Consider the following 23,672-nt stretch of genomic DNA (forward strand, 5'->3'; position numbering starts at 1 on the left):
GAAATGATTATCATTATCAATTAAAATCATAGTTGATAATAAAATTCAACTGTCAGAAGTTTCACAAAAAAATGATAGTGTTCGTCTAAAAGAGGAGGAGCAGTATGCAGCATGCGAAACAAATCGCGGAACATGCAACAATACAAAGCTTTTTAAATTGTTATTTAAGAGAAACAGGAAGTGGAGAATGGATTACGGAGGATAAAAGGATAGAAAATATTTTCTGCCATTCATTTCAAAGAGACGCTATCCCCACTTATTTATGCTGCCCTTTATCGGCACAAAACGTTACTTTGTATGGGGAAGTTATATATAGATCGTCAACGGACCGTCATCTATTTGGAGAACAATTTTATTACCAAATTGGCGAAAATAAAAATGTTATTAAAGCAGATTATATTACGGTTATTATGTTTTTAATAAAGGAAATGTCTATTAACTATGGAGAAGGTACGAATCCTGATGAACTTATGCTTCGAGTTATCTGTAGTTGTCAAAATATTGAGAAGTTTATACAAGGAAGGGAGCAGGATACAGCTGAATTATATGGTTTCCATACGACTTTTATAGAGGCGGAGCAATCTTTATTATTTGGACATTTAACTCATCCTACACCAAAGAGTAGACAAGGTATATTGGATTGGAAAAGTTCAATGTATTCTCCTGAATTAAAAGGGGAGTGCCAACTTCACTATTTTCGGGCACATAAAAGTATAGTAAGTGAAAAGTCATTGTTACAAGATTCTACAACGGCGATAATAAAAAAGGAATTAAAGAACGATGAAAAGGTAGGTCAAGAATTTATTGAAGAGTACTGTCAAGAAGATGAATATTCATTAATTCCAATCCATCCGCTACAAGCAGAATGGCTATTACATCAATCTTATGTGCAAAATTGGATGAATCAAGGTGTACTTGAATATATCGGTCCAGTAGGTAATTGTTATATGGCGACATCATCACTTAGAACGCTATATCATCCTCATTCGAAGTATATGTTCAAGTTTTCATTCCCTGTAAAGGTCACGAATTCAATGCGTATTAATAAATTGAAGGAACTTGAGAGTGGACTTGAAGGTAAGGAAATATTGAATACTAAAATTGGAGAGGTGCTAGAAAAGTTTCCAGGATTTAATTTTATATGTGATCCGGCCTTTATTACTTTAAAATACGGGGCACAAGAGTCTGGATTTGAAGTGATTATTCGAGAAAACACATTTTATAGTGAAAATGAAAATGATGCAACGCTTATCGCTGGATTAGTACAAGATGCAATTCCGGGTGAAAGAACTCGTTTAGCAAATATTGTCCACCGCTTAGCGAATTTAGAAGGTAGAAGCTGTGAAGAAGTAAGTTTAGAGTGGTTTAGACGATATATGAATATCTCTTTAAAGCCGATGGTATGGATGTATTTACGTTATGGCGTTGCATTAGAAGCGCATCAACAAAATAGTGTTGTTCAATTGAAAGATGGTTATCCAGTTAATTTTTACTTCCGTGATAATCAAGGTTTTTATTTCTGCAATTCAATGAAGTCAGTGCTAGATAATGAACTAGCGGGTATTGGCGAACGTACTGGGAATTTATATGACGATTACATTGTAGATGAAAGATTTCGTTACTATTTAATTTTTAATCATATGTTTGGACTAATTAACGGTTTTGGTACAGCAGGATTAATAAAGGAGGAAATTCTTCTTTCGGAATTAAGGTCTGTACTTGAAGCGTTCCTTCCATATAACCGAGAACCTTCTACATTTTTAAGTGAATTGTTGGAAGAAAATAAATTGGCATGTAAAGCAAATTTACTAACGAGATTTTTCGATGTTGATGAACTGACAAATCCTTTAGAGCAAGCAATTTATGTACAAGTAGATAATCCACTCGTTAGAGAAGTGGCTGTTCGTTCATAAGTGGTGCTAAAATTTCACGTAATACAAATAATGGAATTTGATATTCCGTATTATAGCGGAGGGATTTATGAAAGAAGAAGTTTATCACATAAAAATATTGAAGGCACTCCAATCAAAAGAGTATATTTCAGTAAGAAGAAGAGTATTCCGGCAATTAGTAGAATCGTTAATTTATGAAGAAATCATTACGCCGATTCGTATACAAAAGGGAGAGCAAATACTTTTTATTATACAAGGTCTTGATGAAAAGGATCAAAATGTAATGTACCAATGCTATGGGCAAGAACGTATGACATTTGGGCGTATTTGTTTACATGACTCATTAATAATGAGAGTTCAAGATGAGGAAGAAGAAATACAATCAGTTTCACAATTTTTACAGGAGATTTTTCGGATTGTTCAAGTGGATCGAACGAAATTGGATTCTTTTATTCAAGAATTAGAACAAACAATCTTTAAAGATACGATTGCACAATATGAGAGAAGTTGTGAAGAAGACTATCTTGCGAAATCTTATGATGAGCTTGAAAGTCATTTAATAGATGGACACCCGTATCATCCTAGTTATAAAGCACGCATCGGGTTTCAATATCGTGATAATTTTCAATATGGATTTGAATTTATGCAACCAATGAAAATTATATGGATTGCAGTTCATGAGAAATATACGACTGTAGGATATGAAAGTGAAGAGAGTTATAACTGTACCTTTAAAGAAGAAATTGGTGAAAAGAAAATCGAAGAGTATATGGATCGTATTCGAACAATGGACTGTGATTCGAAGAAGTACATGTTTATACCTGTTCATCCTTGGCAGTGGGAGAACTTTATTATTCCGAATTATACTGACCATATACAGGGTAAATATATTATTTATTTAGGGAAATCAGAAGATGATTATTGCGCGCAGCAGTCGATGCGGACATTAAGAAATGTTACGAATCGAGAGAAACCATATGTAAAGTTATCAATGAATTTACTCAATACTTCAACTATCCGTACATTAAAACCACATTCGGTTGTGAGTGCACCTGCTATATCGAATTGGTTAAAAGATATAGTAAATCATGACCCTTATTTAAGGGATGAATCGCGTTTAATTTTGTTAAATGAATTTTCGAGTGTTACGTACGATGCGAATAAAAAAGCTACGTATGGCTCATTAGGATGTATTTGGCGCGAAAGCGTTCACAAATATTTAGATAAGAAAGAAGAGGCAATCCCATTTAACGGTTTATATGCCAAGGGAAAAGATGGGACACCAACTATTGACTTGTGGTTAAAGAGATATGGAGTAGAAAGCTGGTTACAATTGCTTATTCAAAAAGCAATTATCCCAGTTGTACACCTCGTTGTAGAGCATGGAGTCGCATTAGAATCACATGGACAAAACATGATTTTAGTTCATGAAGAGGGAATACCAGTCCGTATTGCACTAAAAGATTTTCATGAAGGACTGGAGTTTTATCGTCCATTTTTGAAAGAACTCGAAAAATGTCCAGACTTTACTAAAATGCATAAAACATATGCGAATGGTCAAATGAATGATTTCTTTGAAATGGACCGTATTGAATGTTTACAAGAAATGGTTTTAGATGCGCTTTTCCTATTCAATCTAGGTGAACTGGCTTTCGTGCTGGCAGATGAGTATCAGTTGAAAGAGGAACAATTTTGGATCATTCTTGTTGAAGAAATAGAAGATCATTTTGAAAGATTTTCGCATTTGAAAGAACGTTTTGAAGCATTACAATTATATGCACCTACATTTCATGCAGAGCAATTAACGAAGCGTCGTTTATATATGGATGTGGAATCGCTTGTTCATGAAGTTCCAAATCCATTGTATAGAGCAAAGCAACTTACAATACAAAAACCAGTTGTTACAGGGGGAAATCATGCTAATCGTTAATAAACAAGAATTTAGCAAATATGATTTTGAATTGAGATTACAAGGTTACGAGGGAGTGGAACAATTTCAAGAAGCAGAAGGAAATAGATTTGCACTTTGTCTGAAAAATCCATTCGATATTATTACGCTTGTGTTTTTCCTAAAAGAAAAAAGAGCATCTGTACTACTTATTCATGAAGATACGCCAAAGGATACAGCTATTGAAATGGCAAAGCGCGCAAAGTGTACTGCACTTTTATACGGAGAAAGTAACGACTTTACAAAATTAGAAGTTCCAAATCTATTACAAGAAGAACCGTCTTTATTGCAGTATAGTTCAGGTACAACAGGAGAGCCAAAACTGATTCGTAGAGCATGGACGGAAATTGAAACAGAAATTGCTGCTTACAATGAAGCTTTAAAATGTGAAGAAGACGAAGTGCCAATTGTAATGGCTCCAGTTTCACATTCATACGGATTAATTTGTGGCACGTTATCAGCAATTACGAGAGGTAGTAAGCCTATAATCATTACAAATAAAAACCCTAAATTCGCATTAAATATAGTTCGTAATACCGAAAAACATATCATATACGCAGTACCACTTATGTTACATATTATGGGGAGTTTTCCACAAGGGACTTTTCGGTTTCATAAAATTATGACATCAGGATCACCTTTGCCAGAAACGCTATTTTATAAGTTAAAGGGCATGACGAAATACATGATGCAGCAGTACGGCTGTTCTGAAGCTGGTTGCATTAGTATATGTCATGCTATGGAAACACATTTGGATTTAGGAAAACCACTTCCTCATGTAAGTATTAACATAGGTTCAAATGAAGATGAACCTGAAGAAATCGTAGTGAAAATTGCTGAAAAGGAGATTTATACAAAAGATTTAGGTTATAGATCTGAGCAAGGCCTTCATTTCATGGGGCGAATAGATGATGTTATTAATGTGTCCGGTCTAAAGGTATTTCCTATAGAAGTGGAAGAAACGATGCTTCGATTAGAAGGTATTCAGGAGGCGATTGTATACCGGGGCAAGCATCCTGTGATGGGAGAAATAGTAAAAGCGAAAGTAGTCTCTCGTATTGAACCAGTACAAATACGAGAATGGTGCATACAGCATTTACCGTCTTATAAAGTGCCACATGAAATTGAAAATGTAGCAGAGATTCCGAAAAATAAAACAGGGAAAGTAAGTCGGAAGTTATTAGAGATGGGAGAGATAACAACATGAGTCGTGAAATGTTAAAAGAAGCAGTTTTAAGTATTATGAGAGAAAAAATGGAACTGAAAAATGTAACGCATTTAGAAGAAACGATGCGTTTAAATCAAGATTTATATATAGATTCGGTAATGATGTTACAGCTTATAGTATACATAGAAATGGATTTAAAGCTATGCGTTCCAGAGGATGAGATAGACCCAAAGGCGTTTCTTACTGTAGGATCTTTGCTTGACTTTATGGAAGAGTTACAGCCGTTACACGAAATAAATGTGAATAACTAACCTTTTAGGAAAGTGGATGAGAGTATGACTTCAATTAAAGTTCACTGTTTAGTGAGTTGTTTTTGTGAAATTATAAAAAGGCGTAGCGATATAGATTTCCGTCCATTTTATTTCGGATTATGGGATGGAGATTTTGATATAACAGAAGGCGGGATTATTTCTTATCATTCCGAAAACATTAATCATGATAACTACTTACTTTGGTATGAAAAATTGTATGGCATTAAAGTGAACGAATGGTACGATCATTCAAAAGATAAAAGTAGCAATGTAGAAACATTTTTAGAATTAGTAGAAAATAAGCCGGAAAATCGTTACGTAATTGTAATGGTTGATATGTCTTTATTGCCTGAGAGAGAAAATAAGTTTCATCAAAAACCGTTTCCGCATTACTTAATGATATCGAAGACAGAGAAAGAAGAGGAATGGTTCATGCTTGATCCTGATTTTCGCTGGGAAGGGAATATGGAAAGAGAAAAAGTGCTCCATTCTGTTAAAGACAACCCATTTGGTGGAGGCTATTTCATTGATATAGAAGGAATTCAGGAGCCAACACAAGAGATGGTAGAAAGTTATTTCATGGAAACATTCAAAAAAGATGATAATGAACTAACAATGGAATTAAAAAAATTAATAATAAAAATGGTAAATGAAGAGGATGGGTATTCACTTTCCGGGCTTGTAACGGCAGTAAAGCAAATACCCGTATTGGCAATACGTAAATATAGCTATGAACATGCCTTTGCATACTTCCGTGAAACTTTACAATATTCGGAGCAAGAATTTGATTATTGGTGTGATCGAGTGGAAGACATTGTACAAGGATTTACAAATGTGCAGTACCGTGCTATTAAAATGGCAATGACAAATAATAAAGATATGTTATTACCAATTGTTGAGAAACTTGATGAAATGAATACAATTGAACTGCAAATTAAGGATGAACTAGAGAAACAGTTTCTGTTATGGAAAGAAATGATAACAAATCAGTCTTTCTTAACTAATACAAGTTCATTGAATTTAAGATAAGGGAGTTCAAACCAATGAAATATTCGCTATGTACAATTTCATTTCGCCATCAACTAATTTCATTTACTGATATTGTTCAATTTGCATACGAAAACGGTTTTGAAGGAATTGAGTTGTGGGGGACCCATGCACAAAATTTATATATGCAAGAGCGTGAAACGACAGAACGAGAAATAGATTATTTAAAGGATAAAAATTTAGAAGTTACGATGATAAGTGATTACTTGGACATATCATTATTAGCGGATTTTCAAAAAACGATGGAAAAATGTGAACAGCTGGTAACACTAGCTAATTGGTTTAATACAAATAAAATTCGTACGTTTGCCGGGCAAAAAGGTAGTGAGGATTTCTCGGAACAAGAGAGAAAAGAGTATGTGGAGCGAATTCGCATGATTTGTGATCTATTTGCTCCGCATAATATGTATATACTATTAGAAACACATCCAAATACGTTAACGGATACTTTTCCGTCTACTTTGAAATTGTTAGAAGAAGTAAATCATCCATATTTAAAAATAAACCTTGATTTTCTTCATATATGGGAGTCTGGTGCAGACCCTGTAGATAGTTTTCATCGATTAAAGCCGTGGATACAACATTACCATTTTAAGAATATATCATCAGCGGAGTATTTACACGTGTTTGAACCAAATAATGTATATGCCGCTGCTGGAAGTCGTGTAGGAATGGTTCCATTATTTGAAGGTATTGTAAACTATGATGAAATCATCCGGGAAGTGAGAGATACTGATCATTTTGCTTCGCTTGAATGGTTTGGGCATAATGCGAAAGATATATTGAAAGAAGAAATGAAAGTATTAACGAATAGAAAATTAGAAGTAGTAAGTTCATAAGGTGAAATGATGAAAGAGTCTCGTTTAGGAGACTCTTTTTTTATTTTTATCAATAACCAAAAATTACCATGTATTTAATTTCGGATTTGATACAGTTTAATATATATAAGGAGGTGATCGGTAATGGCTAGAAATCGTAACGCTAATCAATTAGCATCACATGGAGCACAAGCAGCTCTAGATCAAATGAAATATGAAATTGCACAAGAGTTTGGTGTACAGCTTGGGGCTGATACTTCTTCACGTGCAAACGGTTCTGTAGGCGGTGAAATTACAAAACGCCTTGTAGCGATGGCAGAACAACAGCTTGGTGGCGGATATACTCGCTAAATGTAGAAGGTTATAGGAGAAAGGAAGGATTCTTCCTTTCTTTTTTATTTTCAATTAATTGGTATGGATATATTGTGAACAGGATTCAAAGAATAGGAGTAATGCTATATTTTACCCAATTTCTTTTGTTGTAAATGGAAAGTAGTAAAGATGAAATAGCCCTGGTGGAATGTAAACATAATTTCCAGCAGGGCTATTATATGGTAAGAAATATATGATGAAAGGTTCCGAAATCAACATGTTAAAAAAGAAAACTGTTGTTTAATTGCACTTGCATCAGTTCCACTTGTTATGACGCTAGGTAATTCAATGCTTATTCCAATCCTGCCAACCATTGAAAAGAAATTACATATTTCATCTTTCCAAGTATCCATGATAATTACAATTTATTCTATCATTGCAATTATACTTATACCGATCGCTGGTTATTTATCAGATAGATGGGGACGAAAGATGGTAATGGTTCCAAGTTTATTAATTGCAGCTATTGGAGGAGCGATAACGGGATGGGTATCATGGAAAGTTGATAACCCTTATGTTTGGATTCTTATTGGAAGAGCAATTCAAGGGATAGGTGCTGCTGGTGCTATGCCAGTTGTCATACCATGTGTCGGTGATTTATACAAAGATGAAAAACAGGTTAGTGCAGGTTTAGGAATCATTGAGACGTCAAATACATTTGGAAAAGTATTGAGTCCCATATTAGGATCAGCTCTTGCAGCAATTGTATGGTTCTTACCATTTTGGGCGATTCCAGTTTTATGTGTAATATCGATTGTTTTACTACTGGTACTAGTAAAGGCGAAGAAACAAGAAGAAGAAGCCCCACCACTTAAGGAATTTATTCAATCTATTATCTCTACGTTTCGAGAAAAGGGAAGATGGTTAATTGCCATTTTTATACTAGGTGCAATTATTATGCTTATTTTATTCGGAATACTTTTTTATCTGTCAACTATACTGGAGTCGAAGTACGATATTCATGGTATATGGAAAGGGTGTGTACTCGCTATTCCTTTACTTGTACTATCACTTAGCTCATATATGGCTGGTAAAAAAATTGGAGATAAACAAGATATTATGAAAAAGTGTATCTATATTGGATTTTTACTGGCTGCTGCATCTGTCTTCTTACCTTTATTTCTAAAAGGAATCTATTTGCTACTTCTTTGTCTCGTTATTATGGGGGGAGGAATTGGTATGGCGTTACCATGTCTAGATGCTCTTATTACACAAGGGATTGAAAAAGAGCAGAGGGGGACAGTTACGTCATTTTATAGTTCAATGCGATTTATCGGTGTAGCAGCTGGACCACCCCTGTATTCTTTTTTTATGAAAGGGGCAGACCATGAAGTGTTTTATTTAACAAGCATCTTCGCTGCTATTGGTGCTGTCATAGCAATTATTTGGATTAAACCAGCAAAAGATGAAATGATGTTAAAACAGAAACCGGAACCAACTTCATAATGCGAAAGAGAATTGCATGCCAATTGCATAACATGCAATTCTCTTTAATTAGTTAGGAAAAACAACTTGTTTTAACATATAAAGTGCGACTCCCCATATGAGTAGCCCTGAAATTTTATTTAATACTATAATCGTTTTTCCTGTTGAGTCAAATCCTTTTAGAAATTTTCCAGCAAAAGCTAAACTAATAAACCAGATCCAAGAAACTATAATTGTTGCAAAAGTGAAAGCCCATTTCTCACTTCCTATGTACTGTATAGAGTTTGTTCCGATTACACCAATTGTGTCTAAAATTGCGTGTGGATTTAGTAATGAAACTGATGCGGCGAAAATAATTTGATTTTTTAAAGGCATGCTTTTTTCTTGTTTTACATCATTTGAAGGATCGCTTCTCCAAATAACCAAGCCCATATACATAAGAAAGAAAAATCCAGTCATATACAAGGTGGTTGTTAACCAAGAGAAAGTTAAGAGGACAAGGGAGACACCTTGTACAGCAATTAATATTAATAATGTATCACATATAGATGCAGTCAAGACTACAGGAGCAGCTCGCCAAATATTTGGTTGACTAGCGCCTTGGTTAAAGACGAAAACATTTTGGACACCTAATGGAATGATAAGACCAAATGCAAGGATGATACCGTGAATAATTGCTTCACTCATCAGATTACCTCCTACTTAATTTGATTAATTATGATAGTCTATATTGTATAGAAGAAATGAAAATTTGTATCCATCCATATGGTTGGATAGGTTACCAACCATAAAGTATGTGAGGTGAGATAATGGAAAGGCTCGTTTGGAAACCTAATATGTCTTCATCTGTTCCTTTGTATAAACAAATAGAATCTTATATAAAAGAGAGAATTGTTAATGGGGAATGGACAATTGGAACTAAATTACCTTCACAAAGAGATTTGGCGCATACGTTTGAAGTGAATCGAAGTACAATTGTAATGGCTTTCGATGAATTAGTAGCAAAAGGGTATGTTGAGGGGAATGGCCGGAAGGGAACAATTGTTATAAATAATAGTGAGAGTACTTCTACATATGCCCCGCCTCCAAACTGGCAGTCTTATGTAGAAACAGGACTTCATTATCCGAATCTTCCTGCTGTACAAGAGATTAATCAAGCTGAATTTACTCCCAATGTAATTCGATTAGGAACAGGTGAACTTTCACCGAGTCTCTTGCCTGAGAAAAAGATGAAGGGTATTATTAATAAAATTCTACAATCAAATGTTACACTTGGGTATGAGGAACCGAAAGGAAATCTCCATTTAAGAGAAAAAATTGCGGAATATTTAAAAGGGCATGGGGTATATGTATCTCCTGACTCTATTTTAATTGTTTCGGGAGCAATCCAAGCACTGCAACTTATTTCTATGGGGCTTCTTCCGAAAGGAGCGTCAATTTTATTAGAAAAACCATCATATTTATATTCGCTTAATGTATTTCAATCAGCAGGAATGCGCTTGATTGGAATACCAATGAATGAGAATGGTATAAATACTTCCTATATCACAAAATATAAGAAACAATTTAACGCATCTATTTTATATACAATCCCATCTTTTCATAATCCGACCAATTTTAGTATGAACGCTAAGAAGAGGGAAGAAGTGATGGAGATATGTAATGAAATTGGATTACCTATTATTGAGGACGCGGTATATCAAGATTTATGGTTCGATGCACCAGTTGCAAAGCCTTTAAAGGCATATGATAAAAATGGTATCGTGCTACATATTGGAAGTATGTCCAAAGTCATTAGTCCTGGTTTAAGAATTGGGTGGGTTGTTGGATCAGAATCAGTTATTCAAAGATTAGCAGATATAAAAATGCAAACTGATTATGGTTCAAGTTCTATATCCCAGCAGATTGCAGCGGAGTGGTTTGAAAATGGATTGTATGATGAACATTTACAGTTTGTAAGAAGTGAATTGAAAAAACGTAGAGATTTTATGATAAGTATGTTAGAAAAGTATTGTAGTGGCATTGCAACTTGGCATGAGCCAGTAGGAAGCTTTTACATTTGGCTACATATAAATCTACCAATTTCGAATCGTAGTTTATTTGAAAAAGCTTTACAAGAAAGGGTGTTGTTAAACCCAGGCACTTTGTATGATAGAAGTGCTAACCAATTTTTACGTCTTTCTTATTCCTATGCAACTGTAGAAGAAATTGAAGTTGGAATAAAAAAGATTGCGCAATTAATTAAAGAGTAAAAGGAGAAAACCATGAAACAATATGTGATTTGCCAAATTATCGATGGGGATAAATATTTAGCTGCTTATGCAGAGACAAAACAGGATGCAGTTGAAAAAGCAGAACTGTTAGGATTAAGAACCGGAAACCGTTACATAGTAATTACCGCAGAAGAAGCTGAAGGGTTAACTTATCCTTAAATAATGGGAGAGTACATAAGAAGTAAATAAGCCTAATAATGTACTATATTATTAGGCTTATTTACTATTAAAGTGTGACAGGGAAAATAATATAATTATGAGTCAAGTTGGCGGAAATACCGATTTGTTTTTCGATCCTGATTGCCGTCTCTATATTCATCAACATATTGTCTGAAGTTCCAGGATTGTAAAAACTTATTAGCTGCATTATAACCAGAGTTATAGAGCCATTCTTTCTCTTCTTTAGTTAGTTGAAAATTAGTACTGGTAATGATTCCTGTTGGAATTGTAATAGTTCTAGCCTTTGATTCTTTATCTAAATGACGTAAATCATGAGCTTGCATCATCGTTTTAAATAATCCTTTGAACATGGAAATAGGTTCGTCATAGTGGGCGGGATCAGCTTGAATCTCATCTTTTACAAAATGAAATCCAAAGGTAGGCCAGCGAGGAGAAGTCGGTGAATCGAAAATCCAAATTGGGTAATTACTTAAAATACCGCCGTCAACCATATAACAAGGTTGTTTCCATTTTGGGGTTCTCCATTTCACTGGTTCGAAGAAGAAAGGAATGGTTCCACTCATTCTTACTGCTTTAGCGATAGAGAAGCGATAATTTAAAAATCCGTAGTTTGGCAAGTCATCGGGAAAAATAACCATTTTACCATTGCTTATATCTGAAGCGATAATTTTGAGTTTATTCAAATCGGGTAAGTCTGTAAACAAATGAATTCCTTTTTTTCTAAGCAGGTCTTCTAGCCATTCTTCGAGAAATACATTTGAATAAATACCTAGAGTAGACCAAGTGCTTAATCCTTTACCAATAAAGGGGATTTTATCAAGAAAAGTTTTTTTGGTAAATTTTTCATAATCAATGTCTGTTACAATCGTCTTTAATTCGGAACAAGAATATCCTGCTGCTAGAAGAGCTGCAATAATAGCGCCGGCTGATGTTCCAGCTAAACGTTCCCATTCATATCCTTTTTCGGCTAACGCGCAAATTGCCCCTACATGAGCAATTCCGCGTACACCGCCTCCTTCAAAAACACCATCAATTTTCATTGAACATACTTCCTTTCTAAAAAATGAAAATGGAAAAAAAGCACGTATTGTACGTGCTTTTTTACAATAGTTTTTAAGTTTACTAGCAGCCTACAAAGCCGCCCCAACAGCTAGCTCCGATGATGATTAGAAGGATAAATAAAACGATTAATAAAGCGAAACCTCCATAACCACAACCGCCACCACAACTACCGCCGTAACCGTAACCACCGCCGTAACCGCCGCAACTATATCCGTAACCCATGTGGAATTCCTCCTTAAATTAAAAATAAAAATGAACGAGGGGAAAATATACTGGAAGAAATAAAGAACTATCGTGTTTGTAGGAACAATGTATACTATGCTTTTTTAAACTTGTTCGCGTACGAGGGATAAGCCCGTTTTTTGGAGGGCTTGTTGAATTTACAATGAATGAAGTATAATCTTTGTGCTATGATACAAATAAGTATGTAAATGTAAGGAGAATTTATGGAACAGAAAATTGAAATATTAATTGATAAATATGAACTAACACATTTGAAACAGGAACTTATTAATACTGTATTTCCTTGTGTAAAAGTTGTGCCAAAACAACAGGAAATAATTGCGATAGGCAGTTCGAAAATGGGCGGAGTTCCTGATTTGCCAAATACATTTGAATATCCAACATACAAAGAGAATCCGTTATGTTTTATCGCACAATTTAATTTAAGTGATTTACAAAACGTTGGTATGGATCACAATCTTCCTAAGACAGGGATGTTATATTTCTTTAGTATTGAAAATTACTTTGAAGAAGATGTAAATCCAAACGAAGCTGGACGTGTACTTTATTATGATATCCCTGTAGAGCAATTACGTAGAGCAGATGAAATACAAGCGAAATATAACCAGTGTGCAATTACTTTTGAACTGACGTATAAATTACCGGAGCTTTTCATTGAAGATGAGGCGGATTCAGATCGTTTCTTGCAATTACTTGAAGAGCTAATCCCAGACAACTATGATAATCATCAAATGTTTGGAGAACCATTCTCTGTACAAGAGGAAGTATTATATGAGACAGGAGAATATATGGGGATAGAGCCACAGCAAATGACGCTTTTATTCCAAATTGATTCAGATCATAAAAATTGTAATATGGTTTGGGGAGAATTAGGAATGCTATATTTCTGTATTAGTAATGAAGATTTGAAAAATCGACGTTTTGAAAATACATGTTGTGTGTTACAAACTTGTTAATGAAGAAGGTTGTTCTTGTAAAAAGAACAACCTTTTTACAATGTTAAATATGCATAATCTCATATGACCTATTTTGAAAAGTATTGTATACTCTGAAACTATACGATACTTTTTTGTATAGTTATAGAATGTAAGGAGTGACAAGATGGGAAAGACAAGTAAGTATGTGACAGCTGCCGCACTTTGTTCAACTATAGTAATGGGAGGCTTACAAGCGTCATCTGTATCTTATGCGGCTACGAATCCGACTACAGTGACAACACAATCAGATGCAAAGTTGTTAAATGATTTCAGAAAAGAATTAAAAAAACAGATTGATAATCGTGAAGAAAATATTACAATCGCATATAAAACAAAAGATAGAGATGCTAGAAAGATTATGGACCAATTGTACGGCGAGTTTAATAAAATCGTAGATGCTGATGAGTATGTAAAATATAATGTAGCATCTACTAGGTATTCTATAAAAGGTATGCCAGGGAATTATACGTTTACATTACAAGTGGAGTATCGTGAATCAAAAGAGCAAACACAGTATGTAAAGTCTCAGGCGAAAGCAATTGTAAGTTCTATCATTAAACAAGGCATGGATGAACATGAAAAAGTGAAAGCTATTCATGATTATGTTGTGAAAGAAGTATCATATGATACTTCTTATCAAGCATATACAGCGTATGAAGCGTTAGCGAATCGTTCTGCCGTTTGCCAAGGATATACATTGTTAACATATCAATTACTAAAAGAAGCAGGTATTCAAAATCATATTGTAACAGGTACAGGGAATGGACAAGCTCACGCATGGAATTTAGTGAACATTGATAACAAGTGGTACCACCTTGATACTACATTCGATGATCCAGTTCCTGATAAAGCTGGGCGCGTAACATATTCATATTTTAATATGTCTGATGAACAATTAAGCAAAGACCATGAATGGGATCGTAGTGAATATCCAGCGGCAACTACAAGCTACTTCAACGAATTAACAAGCAAAATAAAAGCCGGTAGTTCAAAAACTGCTGTATATGAACAAATGTTAAAAGAAACAAATTTAAAGTATTTATCTGCACAATACGGAGCGGAAAATTACAACGAGTTTAAGAAAAAATTACAGCAACAATTTGCTTCCAAGCCAGAAAAAGTAGAAGTACGATATAAGCAGTCAATGGATGGAACGATGCAAGATATAAAGAAAGTACTAGATGAAATAGCTTGGCCAAAAGGTGCAAAGCGTGTATCTTATCAAGTTGCGCCATATAGTGCAATGGCAGGTTATTCATTAGCGACAATTACATTTACGTATTAATGAAAAAGAGCATCTTTAAAAGGTGCTCTTTTTGTGTTTGATTTATAATATCGTTGACTATTTAGAATTGCGTGATAAAATAATTGGAAATAGAGGATGTGATAGCTGAATGAATTTGTTCGAAAATAATATATTTGCATTGATATATTTTTGTCTAGTAATCGGGCTTATCGTTTTGTTTTTTGTATCATTTACTCTGTTCATTAAAAGATTATTGCAAAAAAACACTATGAAAAAACAACATGTGATTAATATGAATCAGAAGTTAGATCGGATTATTGAATTGCTTGAAAAAGATAAAAAAGAATAATGGAAGATGGATAAAAAGGAGAAGCAGATGGCGAATTATATAAAGGAATTACGTGAAAAAATAGGGCATGATTATGTTATTTTGAATTTTGCAGGAGGTTGTGTATTTAATGAATTTGGTGAAGTGCTTCTGCAAAAAAGAGGAGACTTTAATGCTTGGGGATTTCCAGGCGGTGCAATGGAGATCGGGGAATCTGCGGCAGAAACTGCGATTCGAGAAATAAAAGAAGAAACAGGATATGATGTGGAAATTGATGAGCTCATTGGTGTGTATACGAAATATTTTCAAGCATATCCGAATGGAGATCAGGCACAGGCAATTGTAATATTCTTTAAGTTTTCAATCGTTGGAGGGAATACAAAAATAGACGGTGATGAAACGTTAGATTTGCAGTTTTTCCCTTTAGACGAAATGCCGCCATTGTTTAATAAACAACATGAAGATTGCTTGCAGGATTTATTAGAGAAAAGAGTAGGGGTATATCGTTAACGTATAAAAAAGAAGCTAAATGAGATTAGCTTCTTTTTTATGTTCTATTTCCACCAATCATCAAACATTGACGCTGGTACTTGTCTTTTATGTTCACTCACTTTGTAACGCTTCTCGATCTTTTCAGCAACGTCAGCTGGAACGGATTTACCTTCTAAATAGTCATCTAATTGATCGTAAGTAATGCCTAGCTCTGTTTCATCAGCTTGACCTGGTTTTTCATCTAATAAATCAGCTGTTGGCATTTTTAAGTAAAGTCGCTCGTCTGCACCTAATTCTTGTAATAAATCACGTCCTTGGCGTTTCGTTAATCCCGTTAATGGTAATAAATCTGCACCGCCATCTCCGAATTTTGTGAAGAAACCTGTTACAGCTTCAGCAGCATGATCAGTTCCGATAACGAGTAGCCCTTGTTGTCCGCCGATTGCGTATTGTGTAACCATGCGAATGCGTGCTTTTACGTTTCCTTTATTGAAATCTGTTAATGATTCACCTAATAAGTTTTCGTATTGATTTGAGAAGGCATCAACTGTTGAAGCGATATCAAAAGCAACAGACTGATCAGCTTGAATAAATTGTAATGCTAATTGTGCATCATCTTCATCTTTTTGTACTTTGTATGGAAGACGTACGGAGATAAACGTTGCGTTACCACCTTCATTACGAACTTCTTCGACTGCAAGCTGTGCTAAACGTCCTGCTAGTGTAGAGTCTTGTCCGCCGCTAATTCCAAGTACAAATCCTTTTGCACCTGTAGTTTTTAAATAAGCTTTTAAGAAATCAATTCGTTTACGAATTTCTACTTTCGGATCAATTACAGGCTGAACATGTAATGATTTCATAATTTGTTCTTGTAATGTCATTATGTTTTCCTCCTATTCATATTAAAGCGGTAAATAAGTTTATATGTATATTGGTACATACTTCTATCCTTTATTATTTCGCAAAACTAACGAATATACAATAGGATGCGTGTATGAATGTAGTCATTATAATGAAACTGTTTTATATAAGCAATTGTTTAAAACCTTTCAATAATGTAAGGTTTTTGTCATTTGAATCGATGGAAGGTATTTCCGAACTTTACTAATATAAAAGTATAGTTAGTAGAAGGGCGGAGAAGTAGTATGAACATTAGAGAACTCGCATTTCGAAATGTAACGCGAAATAGACGAACATACTCAGCTTATTTTTTGAGTAGTGCATTTGCAATTATGGCCTTTTTTGTGTATTCATTTTTTGCGTTTCATCCGGCATTAAGTGCTGGAGAATTAGGACAGTACGTATTCGTAAGTATGTCTTTTGCGCAGTCTATTATTTACTTATTTACATTCTTCTTTATTTTATATTCAATGGGAATGTTTTTAAAAACGAGAAAGCGTGAACTAGGAATTTTAATGATGTTAGGTATGACGAAATATCAATTAAAGCGTCTTATCTTCTTTGAAAATATAATGATTGGAATAGGGGCAATAATTTTTGGGATTCTTTCAGGTATGTTGTTTTCAGGAATATTAATATTTGTAGCTCCGATGATATTAAAACTAGATATCTCTTTATCCTATTACATACCGATGAAAGCGATTGTTGTAACGAGTATTATGTTTTTCGTATTATTTATGATCATTTCATTGTTTAGTGCAGGAATGGTTCGTAAAAATAAAATTATGAAATTGTTTAGAGGATCAGCAGAGGCGAAGCCAGAACCGAAGGCATCTATAATTTCTTCTATATTAGCAGTAGTATTGCTTAGTGCTGGTTATGCAGGAGCTCTTATGTCACATGGTGCAATGGTATTTATAATGATGATTCCTGTTACAACGGTAGTCATTATTGGTACGTATTTGCTGTACAAGCAGTTGAGCGTCTTTATTATTAGACTATGTAAAAAAAGTAAACGTTTCTATTGGACACAGACAAATATTATTACTTTGTCAGATTTAGCATACCGTATGAGAGATAACGCAAGAATGTTCTTTATTGTAACGATTATTTCAACAGTAGCATTTTCAGCAATAGGTACATTGGTTGGGTTTGCTTCGATGACGAAAGAAATTATGGACAGACCAATTGCGTTTCACTATCAGTCTAAGCAAGGTAATAGCAATGAGCCACAGCATCTGAAAATCATTGACGAAGGATTAAAGAAACATAATATAGCAGCTTCAAAAATAAATATTTCATCGAAGAAAACGGAGGAGCAGTCGTTAAGAAGCGCCATTTTTATAAAAGAATCAGATTATAAAGAATATGCAAAGTTAACAGGAGAACCATTTAATACTGTATCAAATAAAGAGGCTTTATTTTTGTCAGTCGAAATACCCGGACCACCGATGAAAGAAAGAAAAGAAATTACTTTACCAAATATGAATGAACCTTTAAATGTGAAAAAAGTTAATACTTCTTCATTAAGTAAAATACTAAGAGGTAATGTGTATGTAATCTCTAAAAATCAATATGATTCATTACAAGATGGATTTAAAGAAGAAAAAGATTATATGTATAAAACACAATCCGCTAAAGATGAAATTGAGGTTGGTAAAGAGCTTACGAATCAGATTAAGCCTTATCAAGAACATTCAACGTTTAGTGCAGAAGAGTACGATCAAAATCAAAGTCTACAAATCGCAGGACCCATTTTATTTGTAGGTTTCTTTATTGGTATTGTATTTTTCGTTTGTGCAGGAAGCTTCCTTTACTTCCGTTTATTTTCAGATTTGGAGGACGATACTCGTTTATTTGAAATGATTCGAAAAGTTGGATTGACGAGAGGGGAATTATCGAAAGTAGTCACAATCCGCTTAGCGCTTTTATTCTTCGTTCCAGTTGGAGTTGCAACATTACACGGGGCAGTAGCATTAACTGCGTTAGGACAAATGTTTGAGTACTCACTGTTTAAAGAAAATACAATTGTATTAAGTATTTTCGTAGGTATTCAAGTTGTATACTTCTTAATTATACGATCGCGTTATTTAAAACAATTGAAAGAAAGATTGAATATTCTTTAAATGTGTTTTTTTAACTTTTATACTATATTTTCTAAAAAGAGTAAGGCATTACCAAATATATAGTGATAAAATGAAAATAGCGAGGTGAAAAAAATAATAGAGAGTAAGGGGGAGTAACATGAAAGCAACAGGAATTATTCGAAAAGTAGATGAATTGGGACGGATAGTTATTCCTAAAGAATTACGGGATGTACTAGGAATACAAATCAAATCACCACTTGAAATTTTTGTAGAAGAAGACAAAGTCATTTTACAAAAATATCAACCATACAATGCTTGTCAAATAACAGGTGATGTTTCAGATCAAAATATTTCATTAGCAAATGGAAACATTACTGTTAGTATAGAAGGCGCAAAACATGTAATAAAAGAAATTGAGCAGTTTTTGAACAAGAGTAAGATTTAGTCTTAATTTATCCCGCTATTTGTGGGCAGTAAAACTCCCACCTCAAAACTCGGCTGAAGCAAAGAAGTTAGGTGGGAGATCAATTGCCCGTAAACGCCCGATTGGTGAGGGCTAATAATCAGTGGGGGATGAACACCACCCACTGATTATAGTTTCACTTTATATTATTCTATTGAAAAACTGAAAAAGAAAAGGACCATTAATGGTCCTTTTCTTTTGTTTATTGAGAAACATTTGAGAGGAAGGGAAATGGAACGAATAAAACGAATGTTAAATCTAAACGCATTCAATAGTGGTCTGAAATGAAAATAATATATTTTCAGGAGGGATTACGATGAATAGTAGTACAGCGAATAAACAAAAAGGCATTAAATTAATTCCGTTTACTGTAAATAAAGTGGTTGAACAAGTAAATGAAATTCCACCAGGTGTACAATTGATTCATGCTCCGCAAGTATGGGAAAAGAGCGCGAAAGGAAAAGACATTGTCGTTGCTGTTTTAGATACAGGTTGTGATGTAAATCATGTTGATTTAAAAGATCGTATTATTGGTGGGAGAAATTTCACAAAAGATTATGAAGGAAATCCCAATATTTATCTTGATAATAATGGGCATGGTACTCATGTAGCGGGGACAATTGCAGCGACTGAAAATGGAGTGGGTGTACTAGGAGTCGCACCACTTTCTAAAATGTTAGTTTTAAAAGTATTAGCTGGAGATGGTTCTGGAAGTTATGAGCAAATTATTGAGGCCATTCATTATGCTGTAAATTGGAGAGGACCGAATAAAGAGAAAGTGAGAATTATTTCAATGTCACTTGGTGGTCCGCAAGATGTACCAGAGTTACATGAAGCTATTCAAAATGCGGTAAAACAAGACGTACTTGTCGTGTGCGCTGCAGGAAATGATGGAGATTGTAACGATGATACTGAAGAATTAGATTTTCCAGGTGCTTATTCTGAAGTAATTGAAGTAGGTGCTGTTAATTTAGAGCGGAAAATTTCATGCTTTAGTAATTCAAATCAAGAAATTGATTTAGTAGCGCCGGGTGATGAAATACTGTCTACGTATCCAGAGGGGAAATATGCGGTATTAAGTGGCACTTCAATGGCGACGCCGCATGTCGCTGGGGCGCTAGCACTTCTCATAAAACAGTGTGAGAGAGAGTATGGTAGAAAATTATCAGAGCCGGAAATATATGCGCAACTTATAAAAAGGACTGTACCTTTAGGGTATGAACGTACATCTGAAGGGAATGGATTAATAGATTTATTAAAAGAATAGTAATTACTAAAAAACATCTCATATTCATATGAGATGTTTTTTAGTATGGTTCTGTTGCATGTACTACAACATCTAATAAACCAGGGAATCTAGTATTTAAATCTTCTTCACGAATTGAAATGAAACGTTGCGTTCCCTCAAGTCGTGTAAACATAACACCAGATTCACGTAACACTTTGAAATGATGAGATAAAGTTGATTTCGCAATTGGAATGTTTAACGCACCACAAGATTGTTCATTTTTCTCTAGTAGCATAGTTACAATTTGTAAACGAATTTGATCGCTAAGTGCATATAAGACAGAAGAGAATTGAATTTCTTCTCGATTTGGATGATAGAGAGTACGCATTTTTTCACCTGCTTGTATAAGTTAATATATTTGCACTATAACATATAAAGTGATATATTTCTATTGTTCGAATATAATCGAACAATAGAAATATAGGGGGTAAAAAATGAAGTATACAAAATTGCAAAAGGCAGGACTAAATATTTCGAAGTTGGGGTTAGGAACAAACGCTGTTGGGGGACATAATTTATATGCTGATGTGAATGAGGAAGATGGAAAAAGATTAATAGAAGAAGCAATTCAGCAAGGGATTACATTTTTTGATACAGCAGATTCATACGGTTTCGGTAGATCAGAGGAATTGGTAGGAGAAGTATTAAAAGGAAAACGCCACGAGTTTGTACTTGCTACAAAAGGTGGAATTCAGCCGTTATTAAATGGAGAGGTTCATATTAATAATGAACCAAGCTATTTAAGAAATGCTGTGGAAAATAGCTTAAGAAGATTACAAACTGATTATATTGATTTATATTATTTACATTTTACAAATCCTGAAACAAGTTACATAGATTCAATTGGAGAACTTACTCACCTAAAAGAAGAGGGGAAAATTCGTTCAATTGGAATATCTAACGTAAATGTAGAGCAATTAAAAGAAGCGAATCAGCACGGACATATAGATGTTGTACAATCACCGTATAATCTGTTGGATCGTGCTGCTGGGGAAGAACTTTTGCCATATTGTATAGAATCAGGTATTTCATTTATACCGTACGGGCCTCTTGCTTTTGGGATACTAGGCGGGAAATATACAGAAGATTTTAAATTAAACGAAGGCGATTGGCGTCAAAGTGTAAATCTATTTGAAGAAAATACATATAAAAATAACTTTAAAAAAGTTGAGATGTTAAAAGATTTAGCTAAAGAAATGAATCTTGAAGTATCACATTTAGCTTTAGCGTGGCTATTAAATAAAAAAGGAATTGATACTGTTATTCCTGGTGGGAAACGAGCGGAGCAAATAAGAGAAAGTGTAAGAGCAGTGGATGTTTCATTGAATGAAAAAGTTATGAAAGAGATTGAATCTATTTTAGAAGATTAGTTAAAAAGAGGGAACTATCCCTCTTTTTATATAAAAAGAGAAGAAATACATGAAGAAGCTTTTGAGTGCAGGGGGTAAAAAAGTAGACAAATAATAGAAATGTATTGTAATAAAATTATGGGGAATCCAAAAATAAAAATCCCTAAAGAGATAGGGATTTATATATCGGCATATAGTTCCTTGGAAAAGGATATACTTAGTTTAATATATAGGACTACTTATATTTGTGAAATAGATGTGAAAGTAATGTGAAAAATGCCGTAATAAAAAGCACTGTTTTAGCTAAAACAGTGCTTTTCGTTTAGATTGAACTGTTGCCGCATTTTCATCATGTATTCCTGCTTCTTCAATAATTCGTTTTTTTACTTTATTTAATAGATGGTCTACTGCCTCACCAAAATAGTTAGCTTCGCTTTTTGTGCGGGCTTCTCGTAAACATTTATAGTTTTCTAGCAGTTCCTCTTTTTCGGTGTTTGTTAAGAAATCTTCTATTTTCTTTTTTGTCATACGAAACACCCTTTCTTCTGACAAACGACGCAATAGAAAATATTTATTTTTTATTATAACAATAATTTTTAGAGAAAGTATAGACTAACGTCGTAATAGTTTGTCAATTTCTTGGATTTTCTCATCAGCTTTCCCAATTTGCGTATTTTTAGCCTGTTCACCACCAAGAGCTTGGTGAAGTAAAAACGTTTGACCGGAAATAGCGGTCACAATGGAGACTTTTATAATTTCTTTTATTAAGGTGACATCGAATAAAACGAGTCCAAGAAGTGCGGCGAGGCTACCTGTAAAAATATCAGTTAAAAATCCAAAATGAAAAAAAGTTTTTAAACGGCGTGGAAGCAATAACTTGCCTTGGTTATTGATTAGATGGGAAACGAAGCCAGTAATGCCACCAACGAGAACTGCGGTTAGCCATTGATACATTTCCATCGAATCCACTCCTTTTAGTGAATAAGATTCGATAATTTTATATTGATTCCTTTTAATATTTCATATAAGCATATTGAGAAAGTTTGTTTAGGTTTATTCCGTATTCAATTTAAATATAACAGAAAAATCTGATATATTTCAGTCTATTATATGAAGCGGTTATTCCTTAATATGAATGTAGAAAGGGGTGCGTGATATGAATATAGATTATCGAATAAGAAGTGTAGATGGTTATACAAAAAATATAGGGGAATTAGTAAGCATGCTGTAACATTACAGGAAATAAACGAGCTATCAGTTGAGCAATTAGATTTAATTATGCCGAGTGGAGGGAATTCCATCGGAGCGTTACTAAAGCATATAGCAGCTATTGAAAAAGCACATCAGCTTATTTCATTTCAAAAGCGTGACTTTACAAAAGAAGAATTAGAAATATGGGAAGATGCACCGTATTTAGGGGAAGCAGGGAAATCTATTCGTGGCTATGACATACCGTATTATGTACAACTTTTGCAAAGTGTTCGAGAAGAGTCGCTAAAGTATTTGAGTAAAGTAGATGATACATGGCTAATGTCAGAAAGAAAGTGGCCTAAAGGTGTAGCGTATAACCAGCACTATCTTTGGTTTCATGTGATAGAAGATGAAATTAGTCATCGTGGACAAATTAGAATGTTAAAGAAAAAGTTATTCGAAAATTTCGTTAAATAAAGTAGCTTTTTAAATCGACATTCCATATAATGAGAGTAATTAAAATAAGATCGGAGTGATGTATTATGGCGAATATGACTGTAATGAATAATAAATTAAATACAAAGGTGGATGGAAAGGGCGATATTATATAAG

At 34.2% G+C, this 23,672-nt stretch carries 25 protein-coding genes and 1 pseudogene; 19 read left to right on the forward strand and 7 right to left on the reverse strand.

Annotated elements, in window-relative coordinates; all coding sequences use genetic code 11:
- The first annotated feature begins 104 nt into the window (after positions 1-104).
- The 8 genes from JFT95_RS07910 to JFT95_RS07945 all read left to right on the forward strand — a co-directional run bounded on the left by JFT95_RS07910 (position 105) and on the right by JFT95_RS07945 (position 9,002).
- Positions 105-1,913 carry an IucA/IucC family protein gene (locus JFT95_RS07910; protein ID WP_201051897.1) on the forward strand — a complete coding sequence of 603 codons (1,809 nt, stop codon included), beginning with the start codon at positions 105-107 and terminating at the stop codon, positions 1,911-1,913.
- Positions 1,914-1,980: 67 nt separating this feature from the next.
- Positions 1,981-3,822 carry an IucA/IucC family protein gene (locus tag JFT95_RS07915; RefSeq protein WP_201051900.1) on the forward strand — a complete coding sequence of 614 codons (1,842 nt, stop codon included), beginning with the start codon at positions 1,981-1,983 and terminating at the stop codon, positions 3,820-3,822.
- Positions 3,809-5,047, forward strand: a complete 1,239-nt coding sequence (locus tag JFT95_RS07920) for an AMP-binding protein (RefSeq protein ID WP_201051902.1) — start codon at positions 3,809-3,811, stop codon at positions 5,045-5,047. The genes JFT95_RS07915 and JFT95_RS07920 overlap by 14 nt, the downstream gene beginning before the upstream one ends.
- Complete coding sequence (asbD, locus tag JFT95_RS07925; protein ID WP_002064932.1) at positions 5,044-5,319, forward strand: petrobactin biosynthesis protein AsbD; 276 nt, start codon at positions 5,044-5,046, stop codon at positions 5,317-5,319. The genes JFT95_RS07920 and asbD overlap by 4 nt, the downstream gene beginning before the upstream one ends.
- A gap of 24 nt (positions 5,320-5,343) precedes the next feature.
- Entirely contained in the window at positions 5,344-6,348 is a 1,005-nt protein-coding gene (locus tag JFT95_RS07930; RefSeq protein ID WP_061675416.1) for a DUF6005 family protein, read from the forward strand.
- Positions 6,349-6,362: 14 nt separating this feature from the next.
- The gene (locus tag JFT95_RS07935) at positions 6,363-7,205 is read left to right on the forward strand and encodes a sugar phosphate isomerase/epimerase family protein (protein WP_201051904.1); all 843 of its coding nucleotides are present in this window, start codon (positions 6,363-6,365) and stop codon (positions 7,203-7,205) included.
- Between the two features lie 123 nt (positions 7,206-7,328).
- On the forward strand, positions 7,329-7,535 hold the full coding sequence (locus JFT95_RS07940; protein ID WP_000113539.1) for an alpha/beta-type small acid-soluble spore protein: 207 nt from the start codon (positions 7,329-7,331) through the stop codon (positions 7,533-7,535).
- Between the two features lie 291 nt (positions 7,536-7,826).
- A complete protein-coding gene (locus JFT95_RS07945) occupies positions 7,827-9,002 on the forward strand; it encodes an MFS transporter (RefSeq protein WP_201051906.1) in 1,176 nt (391 codons plus the stop codon).
- Positions 9,003-9,050: 48 nt separating this feature from the next.
- On the opposite strand, the gene JFT95_RS07950 is transcribed toward JFT95_RS07945, so the two are convergent.
- Positions 9,051-9,668, reverse strand: coding sequence for a LysE/ArgO family amino acid transporter (locus tag JFT95_RS07950; RefSeq protein ID WP_201051908.1), 618 nt, complete (start codon positions 9,666-9,668; stop codon positions 9,051-9,053).
- 122 nt (positions 9,669-9,790) lie between these two features.
- On the opposite strand from JFT95_RS07950, the gene JFT95_RS07955 reads away from it, so the two are divergent.
- Both JFT95_RS07955 and JFT95_RS07960 read left to right on the forward strand, forming a co-directional pair.
- Entirely contained in the window at positions 9,791-11,233 is a 1,443-nt protein-coding gene (locus JFT95_RS07955) for an aminotransferase-like domain-containing protein (protein WP_201051910.1), read from the forward strand.
- Positions 11,234-11,245: 12 nt separating this feature from the next.
- Entirely contained in the window at positions 11,246-11,413 is a 168-nt protein-coding gene (locus tag JFT95_RS07960; RefSeq protein ID WP_002012388.1) for a DUF3933 family protein, read from the forward strand.
- Positions 11,414-11,508: 95 nt separating this feature from the next.
- On the opposite strand, the gene JFT95_RS07965 is transcribed toward JFT95_RS07960, so the two are convergent.
- Together JFT95_RS07965 and JFT95_RS07970 are read right to left on the reverse strand one after the other, a co-directional pair.
- Positions 11,509-12,474: a patatin-like phospholipase family protein gene (locus JFT95_RS07965; RefSeq protein ID WP_201051912.1), complete on the reverse strand. Its 966-nt coding sequence runs from the start codon at positions 12,472-12,474 to the stop codon at positions 11,509-11,511.
- Between the two features lie 82 nt (positions 12,475-12,556).
- Entirely contained in the window at positions 12,557-12,718 is a 162-nt protein-coding gene (locus JFT95_RS07970) for a YjcZ family sporulation protein (protein ID WP_002012392.1), read from the reverse strand.
- 224 nt (positions 12,719-12,942) lie between these two features.
- On the opposite strand from JFT95_RS07970, the gene JFT95_RS07975 reads away from it, so the two are divergent.
- The 4 genes from JFT95_RS07975 (at position 12,943) to JFT95_RS07990 (ending at position 15,800) form a co-directional block, all read left to right on the forward strand.
- Positions 12,943-13,695, forward strand: a complete 753-nt coding sequence (locus tag JFT95_RS07975) for a YwqG family protein (protein ID WP_002012394.1) — start codon at positions 12,943-12,945, stop codon at positions 13,693-13,695.
- A gap of 145 nt (positions 13,696-13,840) precedes the next feature.
- A complete protein-coding gene (locus JFT95_RS07980) occupies positions 13,841-15,001 on the forward strand; it encodes a transglutaminase domain-containing protein (protein ID WP_201051914.1) in 1,161 nt (386 codons plus the stop codon).
- Positions 15,002-15,110: 109 nt separating this feature from the next.
- Entirely contained in the window at positions 15,111-15,311 is a 201-nt protein-coding gene (locus tag JFT95_RS07985; RefSeq protein WP_002064945.1) for a DUF4083 domain-containing protein, read from the forward strand.
- Between the two features lie 27 nt (positions 15,312-15,338).
- Positions 15,339-15,800, forward strand: a complete 462-nt coding sequence (locus tag JFT95_RS07990) for an NUDIX hydrolase (RefSeq protein WP_078178508.1) — start codon at positions 15,339-15,341, stop codon at positions 15,798-15,800.
- A gap of 44 nt (positions 15,801-15,844) precedes the next feature.
- On the opposite strand, the gene nadE is transcribed toward JFT95_RS07990, so the two are convergent.
- Complete coding sequence (nadE, locus tag JFT95_RS07995) at positions 15,845-16,663, reverse strand: ammonia-dependent NAD(+) synthetase (RefSeq protein WP_201051916.1); 819 nt, start codon at positions 16,661-16,663, stop codon at positions 15,845-15,847.
- Between the two features lie 264 nt (positions 16,664-16,927).
- Between nadE and JFT95_RS08000 the strand changes: the two genes are divergently transcribed.
- From JFT95_RS08000 to JFT95_RS08010, 3 genes are all read left to right on the forward strand, one after another.
- Positions 16,928-18,808 (forward strand): FtsX-like permease family protein, encoded by a 1,881-nt coding sequence (locus JFT95_RS08000; RefSeq protein WP_201051918.1) that lies wholly within the window; start codon positions 16,928-16,930, stop codon positions 18,806-18,808.
- 118 nt (positions 18,809-18,926) lie between these two features.
- On the forward strand, positions 18,927-19,214 hold the full coding sequence (locus tag JFT95_RS08005) for an AbrB/MazE/SpoVT family DNA-binding domain-containing protein (RefSeq protein WP_002012401.1): 288 nt from the start codon (positions 18,927-18,929) through the stop codon (positions 19,212-19,214).
- Positions 19,215-19,548: 334 nt separating this feature from the next.
- The gene (locus JFT95_RS08010) at positions 19,549-20,499 is read left to right on the forward strand and encodes a serine protease (protein WP_002012402.1); all 951 of its coding nucleotides are present in this window, start codon (positions 19,549-19,551) and stop codon (positions 20,497-20,499) included.
- 40 nt (positions 20,500-20,539) lie between these two features.
- On the opposite strand, the gene JFT95_RS08015 is transcribed toward JFT95_RS08010, so the two are convergent.
- Entirely contained in the window at positions 20,540-20,848 is a 309-nt protein-coding gene (locus JFT95_RS08015) for an ArsR/SmtB family transcription factor (protein WP_002012403.1), read from the reverse strand.
- 106 nt (positions 20,849-20,954) lie between these two features.
- Between JFT95_RS08015 and JFT95_RS08020 the strand changes: the two genes are divergently transcribed.
- Positions 20,955-21,890 (forward strand): aldo/keto reductase, encoded by a 936-nt coding sequence (locus tag JFT95_RS08020; protein WP_201051921.1) that lies wholly within the window; start codon positions 20,955-20,957, stop codon positions 21,888-21,890.
- A 282-nt stretch (positions 21,891-22,172) separates the two neighbouring features.
- Here the strand turns inward: JFT95_RS08020 and JFT95_RS08025 are convergent, their stop codons facing one another.
- Both JFT95_RS08025 and JFT95_RS08030 read right to left on the reverse strand, forming a co-directional pair.
- Positions 22,173-22,397 (reverse strand): hypothetical protein, encoded by a 225-nt coding sequence (locus tag JFT95_RS08025; protein WP_002012407.1) that lies wholly within the window; start codon positions 22,395-22,397, stop codon positions 22,173-22,175.
- Between the two features lie 84 nt (positions 22,398-22,481).
- Complete coding sequence (locus JFT95_RS08030) at positions 22,482-22,829, reverse strand: DUF4257 domain-containing protein (protein WP_000426320.1); 348 nt, start codon at positions 22,827-22,829, stop codon at positions 22,482-22,484.
- A gap of 196 nt (positions 22,830-23,025) precedes the next feature.
- Between JFT95_RS08030 and JFT95_RS08035 the strand changes: the two are divergent.
- A pseudogene (locus JFT95_RS08035) lies at positions 23,026-23,537 on the forward strand (DinB family protein).
- Positions 23,538-23,672: the final 135 nt, after the last annotated feature.

Origin of the sequence: Bacillus sp. TH17 (assembly GCF_016651125.1) — a bacterium.
Taxonomy (GTDB): domain Bacteria; phylum Bacillota; class Bacilli; order Bacillales; family Bacillaceae_G; genus Bacillus_A; species Bacillus_A mycoides.